Here is a 20,306-nt window from a genome sequence, read left to right as displayed (position 1 = left end):
GGGAGTTAGAGGGAGAAGGTAGACTCACCGATGATATTGCCGTCGGCGAAGAGGATAAGGCGATACTTACCCGCCAGGAGGGTCTCCTCGATGGGCCAAAACATCTCCACGGGTAGCTCCTCGCCCCCATACTCCAGCTCTCGGCGGATAGAGTAAGGGATCTGCTGGCCCTCGAACTCAAAGTTCCCCGCCTCACTCTTGAGCATGACCTCATCGTCGGGACGCATGATGCGGGCATAGAACTGCTTGTAGCCCACGGGGGCAGTGATATTCTTGACCACGACGAAGTTGATCTTCAGGTGCACCATCTTGCTGATGCGCTTCGTGGCTCGGCCTCGCTTGTCGATAGGGGTTACGGTGATGGCCGTGGCATCGAGCTTGGCGGCGAGATTGACTCGCTGAGTCAGCCGCTCCTTCTCGTCAGAGAGCTGCCGAGCCTCGTCGGAGACTCGCTCGTAGCTCTGGCGCACCTCCTTGTTTTCGGCCCTGAGGCGTTCGTTCGTAGCATGGAGTGAGTCGATCTGTACGACGTAGCTCTTGAGCACATCTCGCAGCATGCCGATCTCTCTCTGTAGCTGGGCAATGCGCTGGATGCTGGCTTCCTTGCTCTGCTTGAGCTCTCTCTTGAGGCTATCGACTCGCTCTCGCTCTCGGTTCAGCTGGCTGAGCAGCGAGTCGGCCGAGAAGGCAAGGCTGCGTCCGTCCCTGCCCTTGGAGCTGATCTTCTGATATTGCTCTTCGTACTCTTTGGAGATCTTGTTGAGCTCCTCTTGCATGATCTCCTGCATGACCTCCTGCTGCACACGGGCATACTCGGCCCGCTCGGCCTCGAGCTTGTCTCGCTCTCTATCTAGCAAGAGGAAAAACACCGCCACGACTATCGCCACGAAGGCCAGAGCAGCGGGGATCGTATATTTTAGCTTCATAGATTTAGTGGATCAATGTACTCCAAGAGGGGGATTATTGACGCTCGAAGCGCACGCCCCGCCAGCGATACTCGAGTATCGGCAGCTTGGAGAGCCATTCGTTGAGTTCGTCCTCGGTGCTACCTGCGGGCAGAGGGATGGGCTGCGGCGTGAAGCGCAGGGTCGCTCCGTCGCCCCACTCGAGACCCCAGTAGAGGGGGGTGAGCATCTGTCGCAGACGCTCTCGGATGCTCTCGGGCGCAAGGCTCAGAGCTGCGAGTAGCTCCTCTCGGCGAGGCTCGGGGTGAATGAATGCCCGAGCATCTAGCTCCTGCCACTGGGGCGAGAAGCAGCGCAGATAGCTATCTCGGCGAGGACGGCTAAGGGTCTCGATGACGCAGATCACAGGTGTGCCGTTGGGCATAGGCATGAGGGTGATCGAGAGGTTCGAGACCTCATTGGCCTGGAGGGTGAATACCTCCGAGCTAGAGCCCTTAGCCTCGAGGCTACGCATCGCCTCGACGATCTGCCCACGGGCCTCTACATCGATCAGAGGGCACTGGGCAATGTAGTCCGAGAGGCGATGTGTTTGCTGAGCATGGAGCGTGTACGAAGCCCCCCCGAGGAGGAGGACCATGAGGCTGAGCAGGCGAAGCAGTCTAGTCGTCTTCATCGTCTATAGGCTTAGAGGATGGCCTCACGCAGGCGCACCAATCGCTCGAGCATCCCCTCGAGGAGCTCCAGGCGCAGCATATTAGCCCCATCGCTCTTGGCGATAGAGGGCTCGGGATGGGTCTCGATGAAGAGGCCATCTGCTCCGACGGCGATGGCAGCCTTGGAGATAGTCTCGATGAGGGCAGGCTTGCCACCCGTGATACCCGAGGATTGGTTCGGACGCTGCAGCGAATGCGTTACATCCATCACAGTAGGGAAGCCAGTTGAGCGCATCTCGGGGATATTGGTGAAGTCCACCACGAGATCAGAGTAACCGAAGCTATTGCCTCGCTCGGTGAGGATAACTTGATCGTTTTGACACTCGACGACCTTCTGAGCAGCATGGGCCATACCCGAGGCACTGAGGAACTGCCCCTTCTTGATATTGACCATACGCCCAGTGCGTGCAGCAGCAGCGATGAGGTCTGTCTGACGACAGAGGAAGGCGGGTATCTGCAAGACGTCCACATAGGCAGCAGCCATCTCAGCCTCCTGCGTCTCGTGGATGTCCGTAACGACGGGGATGTCAAACTCCGAGCGCACACGCCCGAGGATCTTGAGAGCCCGCTCGTCTCCGATACCGGTGAAGGAGTCCACACGGGAGCGATTGGCCTTGCGGTACGAGCCCTTGAAGATGTAGGGGATTCCGAGGCGTTGGGTGATCTTGGTGATATGCTCAGCGATGCTGAGGGCCGTCGCTTCGTCCTCGATGGCGCAAGGGCCAGCCATGAGGAAGAAAGAGTGCCCCCCCTTGAGATCTGAATACTGGATCATGACTTTGTCTTGATAACTTAAATGGTGATGAGCCCTAAGCACTGGAAGTATCAACCTCGCCGAGATAGATCTCGGGGCATGGCTGGGCCTAGTGGCCCTCTAGCCTCGAGGGCTACGACCCGTGCGAGGGAGGTTGCCTCCCGTGCAGGCATCTCAAATCATGTATGCAAAGTTAATATCTCTAGCCCAATTGACCACCTTATATCCAGCCGGTGAAGCTCGGGCGACCTATTAGAGGGCGGCTGTATGCCCCTCGTGGGCAGCTGCGGAGTGGTTGCCTTTGAAGATGTGAGCCCCTACCTAGAGTGCGGCAGAGGGCCTATGGTCACCTCCTCTCAGAGCCTATCTGACACCTCACTCGAGGCTCAGATAGGAGCTCGATGGAGGTATAAGTAGGACTTCGCTCGAGTTCCTATTTGAGTCTCACTTGCAATCCTACTTGGGTCTCATCTGCGAGCCTATCTATACCTCCATCGCTCCTCTAGCCTCCCCCCTCATCCGAGGCTCACTCGAGGCCCGAGCCGAGAGGCTTAGAGGGCTTCGCCCCGAGATCCAGCCTCTCAGAGGGGGCGAATGCAGAGCGATCCTGGGGCGGGATTGCCCTCTCTGATGTATCTTTGTCCTCATATAACAAGGAATAATCCATCATTACGAAGACTATGTCCAACATCAAATGTATCGGCGTACTGACCTCTGGAGGAGACTCTCCAGGGATGAACGCTGCTATACGAGCCGTTACCCGCTCGGCCATCTATCACGGGATGCGGGTCAAGGCCATATACCGAGGCTACAAGGGGCTTATCACGGGCGAGATAGAGGAGTTCGAGACCCAGCACGTGAGCAACATCATCCAGCGAGGCGGGACGATCCTCAAGACTGCCCGCTGCGACGAGTTTAAGACGACTGAGGGCCGCCGCCTGGCCTATGACCGCCTCGTCGAGCATGGGATCGATGCCCTCGTGGTGATTGGGGGCGATGGGTCGCTCAGCGGAGCTCGCCTCTTCGCCTCCGAATATGACTTCCCCATCGTGGGCCTGCCGGGGACGATCGACAACGACCTCACGGGGACGGATCTGACCATCGGCTACGACACCGCCCTCAATACCATCGTCTCGGCCGTGGACAAGGTGCGAGACACAGCCTCCTCGCACGAGCGTCTCTTCTTCATCGAGGTCATGGGACGTGAGGCGGGCTTCCTGGCCCTCAATGGGGCGATTGCCTCGGGAGCAGAGGCAGCCATCATCCCCGAGTTCGCCCTCGAGAAAGACCAGCTGGCCGATACGATCGAGAACGGCTTCCGCAAGACGAAGAATAGCAGCATCGTACTCGTCTCCGAGAGCGAAGCCCTCGGCGGAGCCATAGGGGTTGCCGAGCGTGTGCGCAACGAGTATCCACAGTTCGACAGTCGAGTGGTCATCCTCGGTCATATCCAGCGGGGCGGGACGCCCAGCGCACAGGATCGCATCCTAGCCAGTCGCATGGGTGTGGCGGCCATCGATGCCCTGCTCGAGGGGCAGCGCAATGTAATGATCGGCATCCAGGACGACGAGATCGTCTACGTCCCCTTCAGCAAGGCCATCAAGAAGAACAAGCCCATAGACAGCCGCCTCGTCGATGACCTGCGCATCCTCTCTATCTAAGCTACAGAGAGAGCTTGCCTCGTGGTATGAGGCCTCGGCTCGGGTACTGCCCTGGCGAGAGACCAGCGACCCCTATCACATCCTCCTCTCGGAGGTCATCCTACAGCAGACACGGGTCGATCAGGGAATGGCCTACTACCTGCGCTTCGTGGAGACCTGGCCTAGTGTGCAATCGCTCGCCGAGGCCAGCGAGGATGAGGTGCTGCGCCTCTGGCAGGGGCTCGGCTATTACTCTCGTGGGCGCAACCTGCTGCGTGCCGCCCGCATGATCGTCGAGGAGTTCGACGGCCAGGTGCCCAGCGATCCCAAGCAGCTCAAGCGGCTGCCAGGGGTGGGTGCTTACACACAGGCTGCTGTGCTCTCCTTCGCCTACGATCTGCCCCACGCTGCTGTCGATGGCAACGTCTATCGGGTGCTCAGCCGCCTCTACGGGCTGGATGCACCGATCGATCGGCCCGAGGGGGTGCGGGCCTTCCGCCTCCTAGCCGATCAATTGCTCGATAGGCAGCACCCTGGGCGGCACAATCAGGCGATGATCGAGCTCGGGGCCCTGGTCTGCCTCCCCCGCTCGCCTCGCTGCTCGGAGTGTCCCCTAGAACCCTACTGCGTAGCCCGTAGGCAGGGCAATGCGGCCTCCCTACCCGTCAAGGTGGGCAAGCTACGCATCAGCGAGCGACACCTCAACTACCTCCTCGTCCTCGTCGGGCAGGGCGAGCAGCGGCAGATCCTCCTGCGTCGCCGAGGTCGGGGCGATATTTGGCAGGGACTGTATGAGCTCCCCCTCATCGAGACGGAGCAGGCTGTCGAGCCCAGTGAGCTCGTCGGCCTCGAGGCCTGGCAGGCACTGATCGCTCAGCTGCGCTCCCCCCGCTTCGTCCCCTCTCCTAGGGCGAGCCTCAAGCATCGCCTCACCCACCGCCTCCTGCACGCCCGCCTCTACCTCATCGAGGCCGATGCCTACGAGGGCTCGGACTACCTCTCTATCGACCAGCAGCGGCGGGAGGACTATGCCATGCCCATCCTCCTGGACAAGATGCTCCAGCAGCTAGGCCTCTAGCCCAGGCGGCTATCCCAACAAACACCAATCCCTGCCCTCGGAGCGGCTTCGCTCGCCGAGGGCAGGGATTTTCTCTTAGGCTCGCCCCGAGCTCCTCCCACCAAGGCAGAGCCCTTCGGAGACACCTACCTATAGGGGCAAAAAGAGGGATGGTGTGGCAAACATTCGTTTACCACACCATCTCTTATGAGCGGAAGACGGGGCTCAAACCCGCGACCCTTAGCTTGGAAGGCTAATGCTCTATCAACTGAGCTACTTCCGCAACCTTCGAAAGCTATCTGCGTGGGCAGTGATGGATTCGAACCACCGAAGGCGTAAGCCAGCTGAGTTACAGTCAGCCCCATTTGGCCACTCTGGTAACTGCCCTTGCTGTAGGTTTGCGGTGCAAAGGTAAGGACTATTTCTGAACTGTGCAAGAGGGGCGGCACATTTTTATTGCCGCCTCGGCTGCCTCCTCGCCCTTATTGCCCAGCGCACCCCCTGCTCGCTCCTCTGCCTGAGCCATATTGTTCGTCGTCAGGACGCAGAAGATCACAGGAGAGATCTCCTCCCTCGAGCTGGGTAGAGGGGTGGCGTTGAGCATGCTGATGCCTACGCTTACCCCCTGGCAGATATAGTCGAAGTGGGGGGTATCGCCTCGTACTACGCAGCCGATGGCGATGACTGCATCGTAACCCTTGAGGCGCAGTCGAGCCGAGGCATTTGTCAGCTCAAAAGTGCCAGGCACGTGCATGACCTCGATCTGATCGACCGAGGCACGCCTAAGGGTCGCTATAGCCCCCTCGAGCAGGGCCTCGGTAATGTTGCTATTCCACTCTGCCACGGCGATGCCGATCGAGAGCCCCTTACCGTCAAGCTTGGGGGCTTCTCCTTGGCGAGAGCGAACGTATGCTTCTGTAGACATGATCTAATCTATTGTCGAGCTCTCCTAGAGCATTACTTCTTGGCTGCCTCTGCACGCAGGATATCGGCCTCGATCGTCTGCGCCTCGGGGGCAGTGTAGTACTTCGTCTTAACCATCTGATAGGCTTCGAGGGCCTTGTCGGCCTTACCGAGCTTCTCATACACATGACCAGCCTTGATGAGGCAGCTGGGCGAGATGGCGTCGTTGTCTGCAGCCTTGGCCGCACGCTCATACATCGAGGCGGCATCCTCTAGCTTGCCGAGCTGTGCATAGCAGTCGCCCATGAGACGCTGCACCGAGGGGGCTACATAGCGTTCGCTCGAGGAGAACTCCTTGAGGGCCTCGAGGGCCTCCTGGTACTTGCCTGCATCGTAGAGGGCAATGCCACTGTAGACCTGAGCCAGGTTGGCCGCATCTGTGCCCGAGTATTCGCTCTTGATCGCTTCGAAGCCCTTGCTGCCGATCCCCTCGCCTACTAGGGCCAGGCTGTCCTGCCCTGCGATGAAGTGCTCCTCGGCTACGTACATCTCGGCCGAGGCACGCTCTGCCTGAGGTTCGTGTACGAGCTTGTAGTAGGCGTACCCTCCGAGCACCAGCACGGTCGCTGCGATTACGGCCATGATGATGGTTTTGTAATTGCGCTCGGCCCAGCGTTCACTCTGTACCATTACTTCGTCTACTACGGTTTCCTGTTCGATCTTTGGATCATGTGATGACATAGCGAATGTATTTATTGCTTTAGTTTATAGTTCGATTTGTATCTTATGCGATAAGTGGCACAAAGGTAAGACTTTTATGCGAAAGTCTGCCATCGCCCTCCTCGAGAGCATAGCCTCCCAAGCCCCGGTCTAGGGCCTCGCCCTCAGAGGCCTGTCAGAGAGCGGTTTGTCTTCGTCGTGGACAAATTCTAGGGCAAAACCCTTGACAAGGGGTAGCTCGAGGTTGTATCTTGCAGCCGAAAACACCCCCTCCGCCCCGCCCTCGAGCAGAAGTAACAAACATAGCTAGAGCGAGGGAGGGCTAGCCCTTGATCCCGTGCTCGATGGTCTCCTGCATTCCTCGGCTTAGGTCATACTTGGGTGAGAAGCCCAGCAGCTGCAAAGCCAACGAAGAGCAACGCCAGTTGCGCTGTGCCAAGATATGGTATTTGTCCCGATTGAGCGGGGTCGCCCTGCCTGTGATCCGCCCCACGATACTCCCGAGGATACAGACTAGGCGCACTAGGGGCAGAGGCATACGCAGATGCAGCACATGACGGCGGCCTAGTAATCCCTGCACCAAATGGCCGAATTGGATGTCTGTGCACTCCGTCCCATCCGAGACGATGAAGCTGCGCCCAATAGCCTCGGGCTTACGGAGAACGAAGAGGGCTGCTCTGGCCACATCGGCCCCGTGGACGAAGGTTAGACGTTGGCTCACAAGTCCTGCCATTGCGTTTAGGCCTCGCTTGATCGAGCGAATGGCGATGAGGTAGTCTTCATCACCAGGCCCATAGACTCCCGTGGGCTGGAGGATGGTGCAGGGCAGGGGCGAGGCCTTGGCATATTGCTCGGCCAGTAGCTTGCTCTGCCCGTAGAGTGAGCGAGGCTTCTGGGGGGTTGTCTCGACGATGATCTCCTCCATGCTGCTGGGGGTGTGGTAGGTGCTCATGCTGCTCATCAGCACCACATGCTCGGGCAGGTGCTCAGCCGAGGCTAGAGCAGCGAAGAGGCGGCGGGTATTCTCAGCATTCGCCTCTCTAAACTCCGAGGGTCTAGCCGTCTTGGTCAGTCCAGCATTGTGGATCACATAGTGCCAGGCGGGCTCATGCTCTCGGCTATATTGGCGGACGATGGCCACGAGACCCTCCTCGTCGGCATAGTTCATCTCGACGACCCGTATCGGGAGGCCTTCGAGGCGTGAGATATTAGTCGAGGGGCGCACAGCAACCCACACCTCGAGGCTATCGTCCTCTAGGGCCTGGCGCAGAATATGCCCTCCGATGAAGCCCGTAGCTCCAGTGATCAAGAGACGCTTCTTGTCCTGTGTCATCGGCATAGCTTCTAGAATACAGACACGTGTACGTACCTCTTGGGATTCTCCTTGATATCCCTCATCAGGGCCTCGGCACTTGCGGCCAGGCTATCGAGACGATTGTAGAGGCTCGGATCGTAGAGGAGCATCCCGAGGCTGCTATTGCCACTATTGAGCTGATTGGTCGCTTTGCGTAGGCTATTGGTCGTGCGCTCGAGGTTGATCATAATCGAGTCGAGCTTGATCCTCTGAAGCTCATTGCCCACGACAGCCATGCTGTGAGAGAAGCGTTTGATATTGTCCATCGCCTCGGGCATCCCCTCAGCCGAGCGATTGAGGTGCATGCTCAGCTCGTGTAACTGCTCGGAGGTACGTCTTAGGGAGATGAAGGTCGAGTCTATGGCTCGGCTGCGCACCAGGTCATTCACTCGGTTGAGCATCGAGGTGATGACGGGCAGGAGCTCATTGGTAGCAGGGACGATCTTCTCGGCCGCTAGGGTCATCAGATCGCCCTTATTCTCTTGGACAGTGAGCTGACTACCTACGCTAATGAAGCGTCCGGAGCTGCTGTCTGGAGTTTGGATAACGACCTCTGGGCCGCTGAGCATATTCGACTTGATGTGGATCGTACTGCCCTCTGGGAGCTGTACCTTAGGGTCGATATTGAGGGTGAGCTGTGCCCCATGACCTCGGCCCTGGCTATAGCCGAAGTTGACCTCTCGGACGGAGCCAACCTTATACCCTCGGATGATGACAGGGGTGGAGACAGAGACGTTGTTGAGCTCGGAGAACTCTGCGTAATAAACGCTCTTGGAGGAGAAGAGGCTAATCCCCTTGAGGAAGTTGAGCCCAATATAGCCCAATCCTAAGGCTATAAGGGTCAGCATCCCGATACGGATCTCTCTACTTATCTTCATAAGTACTTTGCTTAACTAGACGTGAATGATACAATATACTCCTCTGTCGGCCTCTAAGCTGGAGGCTCGACTAGAAGATCTTCTCTACCCGTCGCTCACCCTCATAGCGCACGATGAAGGCGTCCTTGTAATGCTTGCGAATGCGCTGCTGTAGCTTGCGAGCCTCGCCAAGCGTGGACATTTGACCGACAGTGTAGTAGTATAGCCCACCCTCCTGGGTGATGGTGATGGGCATATCAAGAGAGCTCAACTCGGGCGACTCCGCTGTAAGCCTCCTCGAGAGGGCAAAGATTTGAATGCGATAGACCGAGCTTGGCTGCGACTGCACTGTCGCTCTAGCCTCTCTCTGTACGGTGGTGGCTTGGGTCTGTGCTCCTGCACTGGCCTTAGGCTTGTGCTTCAAGTCCTGCTTGGGCTCTTGCCTTTGCGCTAGAGCAGCCTTGACCTCGGCAGCCCTGAGGGCATTGTCCTCAGCCCTCATCTCTCTGAGGCTCTTGCCCCCTGGCTGCGCACTCTGTGCCTTGGCTTGTTTGGCATTGCGGACGATACGCTGGGCCTCGGCCTCTTGTCTGTCCGAGGTCGTACGATCGGCTTTTGAGCGACTGATCTTGCTCTGTGTTTCCTCAACCTCCTGTCTAGGTTTACTCGAGGTAGGCTCGGAGGCGATGGCCAGTCCAGAGGCCTCCGTAGAACCCGAATAAAAGGAGGTAAAGGCCTTCGAGAGTGCACGGGCGATCTGCTCCTGCCCCGCTTCGCTGATGAGGAAGCGGGCCTCTCGCTTGTCCGAGATGAAGCCAATCTCGGTCAATACGCTGGGCATAGCAGACTGGCTAAGCACCCAAAAGATGTCTTGGCGTACCCCACGGCTCTTGCGCCCGAGACGCTTATATTCTCGCTCGATAAGGTTAGCCAGGTCGATGCTGCGAGAGAGGTAGGCATCCTGCATCAGGTCAAACATAATGTAGCTCTCCGTAGACGTTGGGTCAAAGCCTCGATAGATCCTCTTGTAGTCCTTCTCGAGTAGCATGGCTTTATTCTCTCGGATGGCTGCACTGAAGTTACTGCCCTGCTTGGCCAGCCCTAAGACATAGGTTTCTGTGCCAGAGACCTCAGACTTGGCACTATTGACGTGCACACTGATGAAGAGGTTGGCCTTGTTACGATTGGCGAAGTCCGCTCTAGCCTGCAACCCGACGAAGGTATCTGTAGTGCGGGTATAGAGCACCATAACCTCTGGATGAGCCCTCTGTATCATGCTCCCGAGCTTGCGAACGACCGAGAGAGTGATCTTCTTCTCTCGGCCCCCATTACCCACAGCACCAGGGTCATGCCCACCGTGCCCTGCATCCAGCACGACAACAAATGGTCTCGAGCTCTCTGCTCTAAGCCCCAGGACACTCAGTGCCACTGCGAGGCACAGGAAGAATAGATTTCGGAATAGCATCTGTAACAACCTAATATGAATGCAATATCTTCACTCAGTCTTGCCTCGATCAACCTATAGAGGCACACAAAAATACTTAAATAATCGGCACATTTGCACGGGTTGATGTGCAATTGTTCTCCCCTTACTTCTCAGGCAAGACCTCGATCCAATAACCATCGGGGTCAGCGATGAAGTATAGACCCATGCTGTGATTTTCGTAGCAGATGCAGCCCATCTCTCGATGGTAGGCTCGCACTGCATCATAATCCCCTGGCACACGGACGCAGAGATGATACTCGAGGTCGCCGAGATTATAGGGCTCGTGCCGATCTCTTAGCCAGGTCAACTCGAGCTGGAAGTGCCCGGCACTGTCGGACAGATAGACGAGGATGAATGAGCCATCGGAGGCCTCCTTGCGCCGAGCCTCAACAAGCCCCAGAGCCTCCTCGTAGAACTTAAGGCTACGCTCGAGGTCTAGGACATTGAAGTTGAAGTGATCGAAGCGTGATCTGATCTTCATCGGTTCTACTGAATACTAAAGACGGGACACCCGCCAATCAAGTGGATGCCCCGTCTGTTGGAGTGTTGGATGATGGTGGTTTATCCGTTCACCTTAGCCATGTGCGCTACGAGGTCAAGCACCTTGTTAGAGTAGCCGATCTCGTTGTCGTACCAAGAAACAACCTTCACGAAGTTCTTAGTGAGCTGGATACCAGCCTTAGCGTCGAAGATAGAGGTGCGAGCATCGCCAAGGAAGTCGCTAGATACCACTTCGTCTTCAGTATAGCCAAGGATACCCTTGAGTTCGCCTTCGCTAGCTTCCTTCATAGCCTTGCAGATCTCCTCATAAGTTGTTTCCTTAGCGAGGTTCACTGTCAGGTCTACTACAGATACATCGAGAGTTGGCACACGGAAAGCCATACCAGTAAGCTTACCATTCAGCTCAGGGATTACCTTGCCTACGGCCTTAGCAGCACCAGTGGATGAAGGGATGATGTTGCCAGCTGCAGCACGACCACCTCTCCAGTCCTTAGCAGATGGGCCGTCTACAGTCTTCTGAGTAGCAGTCGTAGCGTGCACAGTAGTCATCAGACCATCTACGATGCCGAACTTGTCGTTCAGAACCTTAGCGATAGGAGCGAGACAGTTAGTGGTGCAAGAGGCATTTGACACGAACTGAGTGCCCTTAACATACTTGTTTTGGTTTACACCGCATACGAACATAGGGGTGTCGTCCTTGCTAGGAGCAGACATCACTACATACTTCGCACCAGCATCGATGTGGCCCTGAGCCTTCTCCTTGGTCAGGAAGAGACCAGTAGACTCTACTACATACTCAGCACCGATAGCATCCCACTTGAGGTCAGCTGGGTTGCGCTCAGCAGTAACGCGGATTACGTTGCCGTTTACCACAAGGTTGCCATCCTTGACCTCTACAGTGCCATCGAAACGGCCATGCATCGTATCATACTTGAGCATGTAAGCCATGTATTCTACATCGAGCAGGTCATTGATACCTACGATCTGGATGTCATCGCGAGTCTGAGCTGCGCGGAAAACGAAGCGGCCGATACGACCGAAACCGTTGATCCCTACTTTAATCATTTTCTTGTAAGTTAATTATAAATTGAGTATTCGTTGCTCTGTTTATTCGGCTGATGGAGCTAGAGGGCTTGAGCACACTGTCGAGCTCTCTCGAACTCCTAATTACCGCACAAATTTAATTAATATCCCCCAATGCACCAACTCTCGGCGACTTTTAACTTGTTCTGTACACCCCATCTATGAGTGTGGCAATGGGGTGAATTGAAGTAAGAACACACTTTTAAAAATCACTATTTCTAGGTATTGTTCATCCAAGGATATATGACGACCTTTGCAACAAAGAGCGAAATTCTGTTTAATTTGTGCAAACGACAAAGGAACATATACGTATGTTATTGCTAAAAACAGCTCGAGAGGCCTTCCTTCAGAAAGGTTTCAAGGCTGTTTCCATGCGTGAGATTTCCAAATTGTCGGGTGTCGGTCTGAGCAATATATATAATTATTATCCTTGTAAGGATGATCTACTAGCTGTCGTCTTACATCCCCTTTTGGAGGCAATGAACAGCATGCTAGAAAATCATAATCGCCCGGAAGGCTTCTCACTCGAAGTCTTTACCTCCGAAGATTATCTTCGTGCATCCATGCGAGAGATGATGAGCATTGTAACCCATTATCGTAGAGAGTTTAAGTTACTATTCCTCCATGCACAAGACTCCCGACTCGAAGACTATTGGGAGCAGTGGATCGAGAAAAGCACTGCGATCGGGATGGAATATATGCAGAAGATGAGGAAGCTACATCCCGATCTACATACCTGCATCTCTCCCTTTTTCATGCATTTCACCTGCTCTTGGTGGATCAATATGCTGCGCGAAATCGCACTGCATGAAGAGCTATCCTCTGAGGAGATCGAATGTTTTATCAGGGAGTATATCCTCTTTAGTACAGGCGGATGGGAGAAGCTCATGAATGCAGAATGTAAAGGGGAGAAGCGAATGATCGGAAGTGAAACTCTCTCCTAGTCTTAGGTACAATCAAAAGAATCAGTATAGTATATGAGTGTTACCAATGTTATTAGCAATGAAGAAATAACTCTCGTGCAGGGAGTTGGTGGGCTCTTCTTCTGTGAAGAGTCTTGGGTTACGCAGAGTAGAGATAGCTCTCACTGCAAAAAGATTTTAGACAAAGAAGACATTGCTGCTAGAAATGAGACTACTAGAGTCAAATATCCACGGACTGAGTTGTTGGGCTTGCTCTAGCCCTCGGGTGTATGGGATACCCTATTGCAACAACATATTCCGCAGAGCGAGCCACCCTCGGAGGGTGGCTCGCTCTGCTTTTGAACAAAATGGTCATTTGTTCTCTTTTGCGCTGCCGATGTATTATGCTAAGTGAAAGGACTTAATAAATAAGAAGATATATGAAAATCGAGAGAATTAACGATTGGTTTGCCCTTCGGGGCAGATGGATAGTGAGGCAACGCTGGCTGGTGTTGGCTGGCTTTGCTCTTGTCTTTGCCATCGGTTTTATGGGGTTGAAATACTTCAGAGTGAGTACTTCGTGGGAAGACTACTTCCTCGAGAATGATCCGATGCTTGTCAAAACCGAAGAGTTCAAGGAGATATTCGGAAATGACAACTTCTCTGCGGTACTGACCCGATGCGACAATACATTTACCAAGGAGAACCTAGAGCTCATCCGTGAGCTTACGAACGAGATCATGGATAGCCTCTCCTATGCTGATAAAATAACGTCACTCACCGATATCGAATTTATGATGGGAGGGGAAGAAGGGGTTGCTATCGAGCAGATTGTCCCCGAAACAATCCCCTCAGATCTGGCCAAGCTGGAGGAGATACGACGCAAAGCCTACCTAAAGCCTCATATTGCCGAACGGCTTGTCTCCAAAGACGGGACACTCTCGTGGATTATCCTCAAGTTGCGTACCTTTCCCGAGGATTCGGTGTGGAATAAGGGGGAGAACTCCATTTCTCCCGAAATGCTCACTGGCAGCGAACTGGAGCGTATTATCACCAAAGATAAGTATCAAAAGCTCCACCCCAAAGGCACTGGTCTACCCTATGTTACCGCTATGAAGATGAAGTGGATCAACAAAGAGATGCCCCGTGTAATGGGTATTGCTGCCCTCGTATCCATCCTCATCCTGATGCTGGTAACACGCTCTTTGATAGGGGTTATCGTACCCCTTATCACTGCCACGAGCTCTATTATCATAGTATATGGTATGCTGGGCTATATAGGAATGACAATAGATAGCGGTATGATGCTGATCCCCATGTTATTGGCCTTTGCCGTTTCGGTTGCCTACAACATACACATATATTCTTATTTCAAACGTCAGTTTCTCATACATGGGCGGAGGAAACAAGCTGTAGAAGAGACTGTTGGGCAAATGGGATGGCCGATACTCTTCAGTGCACTCACCACCTTTGCGGCCTTGCTTTCTTTCCTTGCTATACCGATGCGTCCCATGAGGTTTATCGGGGTTGCAACCTCTTCGTGCGTGATGCTCTCATTCTTCATCGCTATCACGTTGATGCCCATACTTCTAAGCTTTGGCAAAGATGGTGTACCTCACCCCAAAGTGCAGGAAGCAGGGGGGCGGTGGTTGGATCAGAAGCTAGAGGCTTTGGGGAAGTGCGTCCTCAAGCACGCCTCCTTGATTTTGTGGGCTACTGGGCTGATTACTGCCGTACTTATCTACCAATTCACCAAGATAGAGACAGCCTTCGACATAGAGCGCACCCTAGGGAGGAGAATCCCCTATGTAAACGAGCTACTAAGTGTCGGCGAAAGCGAGCTAGGGTCTATCTACACCTATGACGTAATGATCGATTTGCCCGAAGATGGCTTGGCAAAGTCCCCCGAAATACTCGTCCGATTAGACTCCTTGGCTCGACATGCTGATGGATATAAATTGACCAAACGCACGACCACGGTATTGAACATCCTCAAAGACTTGAACCAAACCCTGCATGACGGTGATGCTGCCTATTATACGATCCCTCAGCATCCTGACGAGGTGGCACAGCTGCTGCTTCTCTACGAAAATGCAGGGGGCAGCGAAGCGGAATATTGGATCGACTACGATTATCGACGCCTCCGCCTGATGGTCGAGATGAGGTCGTACGACTCGGGGGAGACAGAGTGGGAGCTAAATGATATTGTTGCTCAGGCCAATAGGCTCTTTCCTCAAGCTACTGTTACTACCGTAGGTAGCATCCCCCAATTTACCGTAATGATGCAGTATGTCGCTCGTGGACAGATGGTTTCATTCGTTATCTCTCTCCTTATAATCGGCATTTTGATGGTGTTTGTCTTCGGTAGTGTACGTATCGGGCTAATTGGCCTGATACCGAATATAACCCCGGCTCTAGTGGTTGGAGGATTGATGGGATGGATGGGGTATCCGTTGGATATGATGACTGCCACTATTATGCCGATGATCCTCGGGCTGGCAGTAGATGATACCATTCACTTCATCAACCATGGGCACTTGGAGTTTGACCGTCAGGGTAATTACCGAGAGGGTATTCTCCGTTCGTTTCGAACCATTGGAGCACCAATAGTCTTGACGAGTGTGGTAATATGTGCCAATTTCGCCGTCTATATGACCTCTGAGGGCCTTTCTTTTATGCACATGGGGATACTCTCTGTGGCTGGTATTGCTTCGGCTCTACTTGCAGACCTTTGTGTTACACCTATACTGTTCCAAAAGTTCCAGCTATTCGGCAGAGAAGCGAAGACAGAATAGCTTAGGCCCTTGCTCTAGCAGGGCATTAGTGATAGAGAGTAGTGAAGATCTAAATAAACAACAAGACAATGAAAAAAGGATTCTTAGCAGTGGTAATGGTTATTATACTCACTACCAATGCAATGGCACAAACGGGCAGGGAGATTGCCCAAAAGGTGAAGGATCGTCCCGATGGTGATACTCGCCAGTCGGAGCTTGTGATGAAGCTGATCAACAAAAGAGGGGCAGTGCGTGAGCGTAAGCTCAGTTCCTACTCTGTCGATGTAGGGGAGGGGAAGAAGGATCGCAAGAGCATGATGTTCTTCCAACACCCTGGGGATGTGAAGGGTACGGGCTTCCTAACGTGGGACTACGACGACCCGAAGAGGAACGATGACAAGTGGCTCTACCTACCTGCGATGAAGAAGATCCGCCGTATCAGTGGGTCATCTGCCAAGCAGGACTACTTCATGGGAAGCGACTTTACCTATGACGACATGGGAAGCCGCAATGTGGACGAGGACACGCACAAGTTGCTGGGTGAAGAGAATATCGACGGATATAAATGCTGGAGACTGGAGTCCACCCCCCAGGATAAGCGGGAGATTTACTCTAAGAAGATAGCCCTCATACGCCAAGATTGTCTGATCCCGATCGAGGTGGAGTACTACGACAAGATGGGGAAGCTGCACCGCCGCCTCAAGCTCTCGGACATCACCAAGGTCGAGGGATTTTGGACTGCCCAAAAGCTACACATGACCAATGTGCAGACGGGGCATCAGACGATTATTGAGATCAAAAATCCGAGGTATAACATCTCTCTAGAGGAGGCAAAATTCAATGTTACGACATTGGAGAAGGGGAGGTTATGATGACAAAGATGAGTAATAGTAGTGCTGCAAGGCTCTTTCTGCTGGTTTGCCTGCTGATGCCTATAAAGACTCTATGGGGGCAAGAGGAGGGTGGATCATCGTGGCAACTCAAGGGCTTTGTAGATACCTATCATGCCTTGCGCTCGGAAGGGTCGAATGACCTGATGGCCTCACGTACTCGAATAAGGGGGGAGATAGGCAAAAACTTTGGGGGCTCGTCGCTCTTTGTGTCGTTCAATGCCACCCACAACGCTCTGTTGGAGGAGCGTACAGGCTTTGAGCTGCGAGAGGCATACCTTGACCATCGGGAGGAGCACTGGGGCTTTCGCTTCGGGCGGCAACTGGTCATTTGGGGGGTGGCAGATGGTGTGCGCATTACGGACTTGGTTTCTCCTATGGACTTGACGGAGTTCTTGGCACAGGACTATGATGATATTCGCATGCCTGTCAATGCCTTGCGCTTCTTCATCTTCAATGATAAGATGAGGCTCGAGCTACTTGCCGTGCCCACCTTCGAGAGCTATAGGCTGCCCACCGATGCTATCAATCCGTGGAGCATATTGCCCCGGGATGTCCTCCGACCCCTAGTATGGAGGGAGCAGGGAAGCCGCCCTAAGCTCCGCTTTTCGAACATAGAGTATGGGGGGAGACTCAGCTTTACCCTGCCAGGGGTGGATTGCTCTTTGGCTGCACTGCATACGTGGAGCAAAATGCCTGTGATCACCTACCAACCCTCAGCCACACAGATCACGCTCTCGCCACATTATTACCGTATGGTCTTTGTCGGCGGGGATGTATCCAAGCCGCTGGGGCAGTTCGTGTTGCGAGGCGAAGCTTCTTTCAATATCGGCAAGCACTTTGGCTATAAACCTCAGAGAGACCCCATGGCCCCAAAGGGGTTCAATACTGTGAATTACCTCGTCGGGGTGGACTGGTATGCGCCCTATGAATGGATGCTGTCGGCACAGTTCTCCTCCGAAAGCATTTTGAGACACGAGAGCTCTATCATGCAGCCTCGACACAGTTCGCTCCTTACGCTCAACGTCTCGAAGAAGCTACTAGAGAGCACCTTGCAATTCTCCAACTTCACCTATTTCGACCTAAACCATAAGGGCTGGTTCAGTCGCTTTGCAGCCTCCTATGCGCTGAACGACTATATCCAGCTCTCGGCCGGTTACGACTGGTTTGGGGGTGATGAGGGGGTGTTTGGTGTATACAAGCACAATTCGGAGATATGGGTAAAGGCTAAATACAGCTTCTAGCAGGATATAGAGGCACTCACTCCCTTGGCAAAGCCTCCCGTTTAGGGGCAAATTGGTTGCTAAAGACCGAGGCAGGGAGGCAACACAAGGCCTTGAAAAAGGCTTTGCGAAACACTTCTCTTGCCTGGCGCATTCGGAAGCTGGTGCAGTAGATCGTGTAGCCCCTATCACTGAGCTGCTGGTCGATACAGAAGTGCTTCTGTAACACGGCCCGATCGGCCTCCAGCTCCGTCCCTCGGTGCATCAATACATCATTGGCAATGTTGGTCGTATGCACGACCTCTACCCATGCAGGCTCTTCGGGGGTATCGACCTCGTGGATGTGCACCCCCTGGTATTGGTAGAGGTGGGAGTGATCTCCATAGGCATGGACGGTACGAACCCACAGGTCTTCGGTCGGGGTCTCGACGAAGGATAAGAAATGATTTTGCGGGTACTTGATCCTAGTCGCAATGTTGAGCTCCGTGAAGTACTGAAGCCCTCTCAAGAAGGTAATAAAGCTTGCGTCTGGCAGCGGTCGATAGAGATGTTCCACACGGCTAACGAAGTCCGAAGAGAGGGCATCATCATTGTCCAGGCAAGTGGTGATGACTCGATCGACAGGGATACCCGCCGCCTTGAGCCTCTGGAGATCCTTTTGGATCGCCTGCTGGTAGATCTGTACGAAGTGAGCCGCATACTCCCCCCTTACAGATAGGGGACGAAAGAATGGGTAGGCCCTCATATAACCCCTCACTCGACCCTTGTAGGCCTCTGGAGTATCCTGGTCAAACAGCACAAGCCACACAAAAGACTGGCTATCCTGGGCGACAACGCTAGGCAGACAGTACTTCTCAAAGAGCTCGAAGCGATGCTCAAGCCAGGCCTCATTCCGAACCGAACGCAGATACTTGTTGCGCTTGTACAAACCGAGGTTGAACCGAGTGAGGATGTAATGCCTAGTCATGCGAAGCTAATATGTTTGCGAGATGATCTGCTGAGATGTAGACACCTGATGTACAGCAACAAAGATACTAAAATAGTCAGCACCTCAGAGTACTGCAAAGCGCACAACTCCCCTCCCTAAGCATTCACACCGAAGAGCTGCCCTCTGAGCAGATCTCCATACAGCTCAGAGACACCATCCATTCATCCAAACAGCGGCCAAGAAGCCCTCTAGAGGCTATAGGAGACCCCGAGGCCAAAGATGTGGCGGAACTGAACCTTCGGCCCATGCTGCACCCCAGCCTTGTCATAGCTCTTGACATCATCGTCATAGATGAGGTTCGTCGTGAGCGTTGTGGTGAGGAACTTATTGATCTTGTAAGCGAGCATAACGTCCCAGTTGATGTCGATATTGCCGAAGTTATTGTTATAAGCCGAGAAGAGGGTGAGCTTGCTGATAATACTCAGATTAGTCCAAAGTGTTTGGTTAATGTTGGCCACAGCCGAGGCACCAAGCTCGGCGAAGCCCTTCTTACCCTTAGTTACCCCATAGGCCCCCTGCTCGGAGAGATAATCGTCCGTTACAAGAGTGAGCTTGCCCGCTACGGGGGAGACGAGCAGGGAGAAGTTCTTGTTCGGTTTGTAATCCGCACCCAAGGCGATGGTGATATAGCCTGGGGACATGAATCGGGAGACATACTTAGCACCGGCGAGCTTGTCTGCAGCATTCTTATGCCCCTCGGCGAACTGCGTTAGGAAGTCCCCCAGGAGTGAGGCATACCAGTGCTGGGCAAAGGCATAACCAGCCTTGGTACTGATGTTGAGCTTATCCACACTCTTCTGCCATTTGTTACCCTCGGTATAGTTCATGCCGAAGTCTGCGGCTAGAGCATTGTCCCAGCTCCATTTGTCTCGTTTGTAATTGGCTGCGGCATTGAGGTAAACATTCCACGAGAAGGTGTCTTCGCCTCCAGCCGCCCAGTTCGTGAGGCTCGTATAGGCGACATTGAAGCCCGATACCTGCTTCAGAGTCCAGGGTGAGGTAGAGGCCTCCTGTCCCGAGAGACTGTCTAGAGCCATGAAACCTACCAGGAGGATAGAGAAGATCTTTTTCATACTTGAATCGAATTCTTATTGATTTGTAATTAAGAGGATAACACAGGAGGATCACAAATGTTTACACCATAATCCCATCCATAAATAGGAGAGCCGCTCCCTCGAAAAATGAGAGAGCGGCTCTTGATGCTCGGGTGGGCCCAATAGGATTCGAACCTATGACCCTCTGTTTGTAAGACAGATGCTCTAAACCAGCTGAGCTATAGGCCCCAAACGTCAAATCTCTCGGTGAAGCTCTGTGAGAAGTAGTGGGCCCAATAGGATTCGAACCTATGACCCTCTGTTTGTAAGACAGATGCTCTAAACCAGCTGAGCTATAGGCCCTCGTAGGGAGTCTCACTCTTGAGGTTTGACGATGCAAAGGTACAACATTTTTCCGAACCTGCAAGAGCCAAGAGCAACCGCATCAAAATAGGGCTATCTTTGGTGTATGGATGTACGCGATTATTTTTCGATGGTAATAGACCCTCGCGTTGTGGGTCG

At 53.8% G+C, this 20,306-nt stretch carries 18 protein-coding genes and 4 tRNA genes; 6 read left to right on the top strand and 16 right to left on the bottom strand.

Annotated features, from left to right (window positions below; all coding sequences use genetic code 11):
• Window positions 1-5: 5 nt before the first annotated feature.
• Genes HQ37_RS06470 through kdsA form a run of 3 tightly spaced genes read right to left on the bottom strand, consistent with a single transcriptional unit; the run spans window position 6 to window position 2,393 of the window.
• Window positions 6-926 carry a hypothetical protein gene (locus HQ37_RS06470; RefSeq protein WP_036881615.1) on the bottom strand — a complete coding sequence of 307 codons (921 nt, stop codon included), beginning with the start codon at window positions 924-926 and terminating at the stop codon, window positions 6-8.
• Window positions 927-960: 34 nt separating this feature from the next.
• The gene (locus HQ37_RS06465; protein WP_036881613.1) at window positions 961-1,578 is read right to left on the bottom strand and encodes a DUF3256 family protein; all 618 of its coding nucleotides are present in this window, start codon (window positions 1,576-1,578) and stop codon (window positions 961-963) included.
• Between the two features lie 11 nt (window positions 1,579-1,589).
• The gene (gene kdsA / locus HQ37_RS06460; protein ID WP_036881612.1) at window positions 1,590-2,393 is read right to left on the bottom strand and encodes a 3-deoxy-8-phosphooctulonate synthase; all 804 of its coding nucleotides are present in this window, start codon (window positions 2,391-2,393) and stop codon (window positions 1,590-1,592) included.
• 659 nt (window positions 2,394-3,052) lie between these two features.
• On the opposite strand from kdsA, the gene pfkA reads away from it, so the two are divergent.
• Together pfkA and mutY are read left to right on the top strand one after the other, a co-directional pair.
• Window positions 3,053-4,033, top strand: a complete 981-nt coding sequence (gene pfkA / locus HQ37_RS06450) for a 6-phosphofructokinase (RefSeq protein ID WP_036881609.1) — start codon at window positions 3,053-3,055, stop codon at window positions 4,031-4,033.
• The gene (gene mutY, locus HQ37_RS06445) at window positions 4,008-5,090 is read left to right on the top strand and encodes an A/G-specific adenine glycosylase (RefSeq protein WP_036881608.1); all 1,083 of its coding nucleotides are present in this window, start codon (window positions 4,008-4,010) and stop codon (window positions 5,088-5,090) included. The genes pfkA and mutY overlap by 26 nt, the downstream gene beginning before the upstream one ends.
• A gap of 189 nt (window positions 5,091-5,279) precedes the next feature.
• On the opposite strand, the gene HQ37_RS06440 is transcribed toward mutY, so the two are convergent.
• From HQ37_RS06440 to gap, 9 genes are all read right to left on the bottom strand, one after another.
• Window positions 5,280-5,352, bottom strand: a tRNA-Gly gene (locus HQ37_RS06440).
• Between the two features lie 21 nt (window positions 5,353-5,373).
• Window positions 5,374-5,456 (bottom strand) — tRNA-Tyr (locus HQ37_RS06435).
• A gap of 31 nt (window positions 5,457-5,487) precedes the next feature.
• Complete coding sequence (ribH, locus tag HQ37_RS06430; protein ID WP_036881607.1) at window positions 5,488-5,994, bottom strand: 6,7-dimethyl-8-ribityllumazine synthase; 507 nt, start codon at window positions 5,992-5,994, stop codon at window positions 5,488-5,490.
• Between the two features lie 32 nt (window positions 5,995-6,026).
• On the bottom strand, window positions 6,027-6,713 hold the full coding sequence (locus tag HQ37_RS06425; protein WP_036881606.1) for a tetratricopeptide repeat protein: 687 nt from the start codon (window positions 6,711-6,713) through the stop codon (window positions 6,027-6,029).
• A gap of 301 nt (window positions 6,714-7,014) precedes the next feature.
• A complete protein-coding gene (locus tag HQ37_RS06420; protein WP_235264646.1) occupies window positions 7,015-8,031 on the bottom strand; it encodes an NAD(P)-dependent oxidoreductase in 1,017 nt (338 codons plus the stop codon).
• A 5-nt stretch (window positions 8,032-8,036) separates the two neighbouring features.
• Window positions 8,037-8,924 carry an MlaD family protein gene (locus tag HQ37_RS06415; protein ID WP_036881603.1) on the bottom strand — a complete coding sequence of 296 codons (888 nt, stop codon included), beginning with the start codon at window positions 8,922-8,924 and terminating at the stop codon, window positions 8,037-8,039.
• 70 nt (window positions 8,925-8,994) lie between these two features.
• Window positions 8,995-10,368, bottom strand: a complete 1,374-nt coding sequence (locus HQ37_RS06410; protein ID WP_052080828.1) for an N-acetylmuramoyl-L-alanine amidase — start codon at window positions 10,366-10,368, stop codon at window positions 8,995-8,997.
• A gap of 124 nt (window positions 10,369-10,492) precedes the next feature.
• Entirely contained in the window at window positions 10,493-10,870 is a 378-nt protein-coding gene (locus tag HQ37_RS06405) for a VOC family protein (RefSeq protein ID WP_036881602.1), read from the bottom strand.
• Window positions 10,871-10,950: 80 nt separating this feature from the next.
• Window positions 10,951-11,955, bottom strand: a complete 1,005-nt coding sequence (gene gap, locus HQ37_RS06400; RefSeq protein WP_036881601.1) for a type I glyceraldehyde-3-phosphate dehydrogenase — start codon at window positions 11,953-11,955, stop codon at window positions 10,951-10,953.
• 302 nt (window positions 11,956-12,257) lie between these two features.
• Between gap and HQ37_RS06395 the strand changes: the two genes are divergently transcribed.
• The 4 genes from HQ37_RS06395 (at window position 12,258) to HQ37_RS06375 (ending at window position 17,783) form a co-directional block, all read left to right on the top strand.
• Complete coding sequence (locus HQ37_RS06395) at window positions 12,258-12,917, top strand: TetR/AcrR family transcriptional regulator (protein WP_036881599.1); 660 nt, start codon at window positions 12,258-12,260, stop codon at window positions 12,915-12,917.
• Window positions 12,918-13,315: 398 nt separating this feature from the next.
• A complete protein-coding gene (locus tag HQ37_RS06385; protein WP_036881597.1) occupies window positions 13,316-15,670 on the top strand; it encodes an RND family transporter in 2,355 nt (784 codons plus the stop codon).
• 68 nt (window positions 15,671-15,738) lie between these two features.
• Complete coding sequence (locus HQ37_RS06380; protein WP_036881595.1) at window positions 15,739-16,521, top strand: outer membrane lipoprotein-sorting protein; 783 nt, start codon at window positions 15,739-15,741, stop codon at window positions 16,519-16,521.
• Window positions 16,521-17,783: a DUF1302 family protein gene (locus HQ37_RS06375; protein WP_036881739.1), complete on the top strand. Its 1,263-nt coding sequence runs from the start codon at window positions 16,521-16,523 to the stop codon at window positions 17,781-17,783. The genes HQ37_RS06380 and HQ37_RS06375 overlap by 1 nt, the downstream gene beginning before the upstream one ends.
• A gap of 16 nt (window positions 17,784-17,799) precedes the next feature.
• Here HQ37_RS06375 and HQ37_RS08115 read toward each other — a convergent pair whose 3' ends face one another.
• The 4 genes from HQ37_RS08115 to HQ37_RS06355 form a co-directional block, all read right to left on the bottom strand.
• Window positions 17,800-18,729: a glycosyltransferase gene (locus tag HQ37_RS08115; RefSeq protein WP_052080827.1), complete on the bottom strand. Its 930-nt coding sequence runs from the start codon at window positions 18,727-18,729 to the stop codon at window positions 17,800-17,802.
• A gap of 209 nt (window positions 18,730-18,938) precedes the next feature.
• Window positions 18,939-19,823 (bottom strand): DUF3078 domain-containing protein, encoded by an 885-nt coding sequence (locus HQ37_RS06365; RefSeq protein ID WP_036881593.1) that lies wholly within the window; start codon window positions 19,821-19,823, stop codon window positions 18,939-18,941.
• Window positions 19,824-19,958: 135 nt separating this feature from the next.
• Window positions 19,959-20,033 (bottom strand) — tRNA-Val (locus tag HQ37_RS06360).
• Between the two features lie 39 nt (window positions 20,034-20,072).
• Window positions 20,073-20,147: transfer RNA gene (locus tag HQ37_RS06355), tRNA-Val, on the bottom strand.
• Window positions 20,148-20,306 lie beyond the last annotated feature (159 nt).

This window comes from Porphyromonas sp. COT-239 OH1446, from assembly GCF_000768875.1.
Taxonomy (GTDB): domain Bacteria; phylum Bacteroidota; class Bacteroidia; order Bacteroidales; family Porphyromonadaceae; genus Porphyromonas.
Note: the sequence above shows the minus strand (reverse complement) of the source record. Positions and strands in the feature narration are given on the sequence as shown.

What these genes read in the sequence shown, in the direction of transcription:
- gap (WP_036881601.1), bottom strand. Translation starts at nt 11,955, where the DNA reads ATGATTAAAGTAGGGATCAACGGTTTCGGTCGTATCGGCCGCTTCGTT.
- HQ37_RS06375 (WP_036881739.1), top strand. Translation starts at nt 16,521, where the DNA reads ATGACAAAGATGAGTAATAGTAGTGCTGCAAGGCTCTTTCTGCTGGTT.
- HQ37_RS08115 (WP_052080827.1), bottom strand. Translation starts at nt 18,729, where the DNA reads ATGACTAGGCATTACATCCTCACTCGGTTCAACCTCGGTTTGTACAAG.
- ribH (WP_036881607.1), bottom strand. Translation starts at nt 5,994, where the DNA reads ATGTCTACAGAAGCATACGTTCGCTCTCGCCAAGGAGAAGCCCCCAAG.
- HQ37_RS06365 (WP_036881593.1), bottom strand. Translation starts at nt 19,823, where the DNA reads ATGAAAAAGATCTTCTCTATCCTCCTGGTAGGTTTCATGGCTCTAGAC.
- HQ37_RS06470 (WP_036881615.1), bottom strand. Translation starts at nt 926, where the DNA reads ATGAAGCTAAAATATACGATCCCCGCTGCTCTGGCCTTCGTGGCGATA.
- HQ37_RS06380 (WP_036881595.1), top strand. Translation starts at nt 15,739, where the DNA reads ATGAAAAAAGGATTCTTAGCAGTGGTAATGGTTATTATACTCACTACC.
- HQ37_RS06385 (WP_036881597.1), top strand. Translation starts at nt 13,316, where the DNA reads ATGAAAATCGAGAGAATTAACGATTGGTTTGCCCTTCGGGGCAGATGG.
- HQ37_RS06425 (WP_036881606.1), bottom strand. Translation starts at nt 6,713, where the DNA reads ATGTCATCACATGATCCAAAGATCGAACAGGAAACCGTAGTAGACGAA.
- HQ37_RS06420 (WP_235264646.1), bottom strand. Translation starts at nt 8,031, where the DNA reads ATGCCGATGACACAGGACAAGAAGCGTCTCTTGATCACTGGAGCTACG.
- HQ37_RS06405 (WP_036881602.1), bottom strand. Translation starts at nt 10,870, where the DNA reads ATGAAGATCAGATCACGCTTCGATCACTTCAACTTCAATGTCCTAGAC.
- pfkA (WP_036881609.1), top strand. Translation starts at nt 3,053, where the DNA reads ATGTCCAACATCAAATGTATCGGCGTACTGACCTCTGGAGGAGACTCT.
- kdsA (WP_036881612.1), bottom strand. Translation starts at nt 2,393, where the DNA reads ATGATCCAGTATTCAGATCTCAAGGGGGGGCACTCTTTCTTCCTCATG.
- HQ37_RS06415 (WP_036881603.1), bottom strand. Translation starts at nt 8,924, where the DNA reads ATGAAGATAAGTAGAGAGATCCGTATCGGGATGCTGACCCTTATAGCC.
- HQ37_RS06465 (WP_036881613.1), bottom strand. Translation starts at nt 1,578, where the DNA reads ATGAAGACGACTAGACTGCTTCGCCTGCTCAGCCTCATGGTCCTCCTC.
- HQ37_RS06410 (WP_052080828.1), bottom strand. Translation starts at nt 10,368, where the DNA reads ATGCTATTCCGAAATCTATTCTTCCTGTGCCTCGCAGTGGCACTGAGT.
- mutY (WP_036881608.1), top strand. Translation starts at nt 4,008, where the DNA reads ATGACCTGCGCATCCTCTCTATCTAAGCTACAGAGAGAGCTTGCCTCG.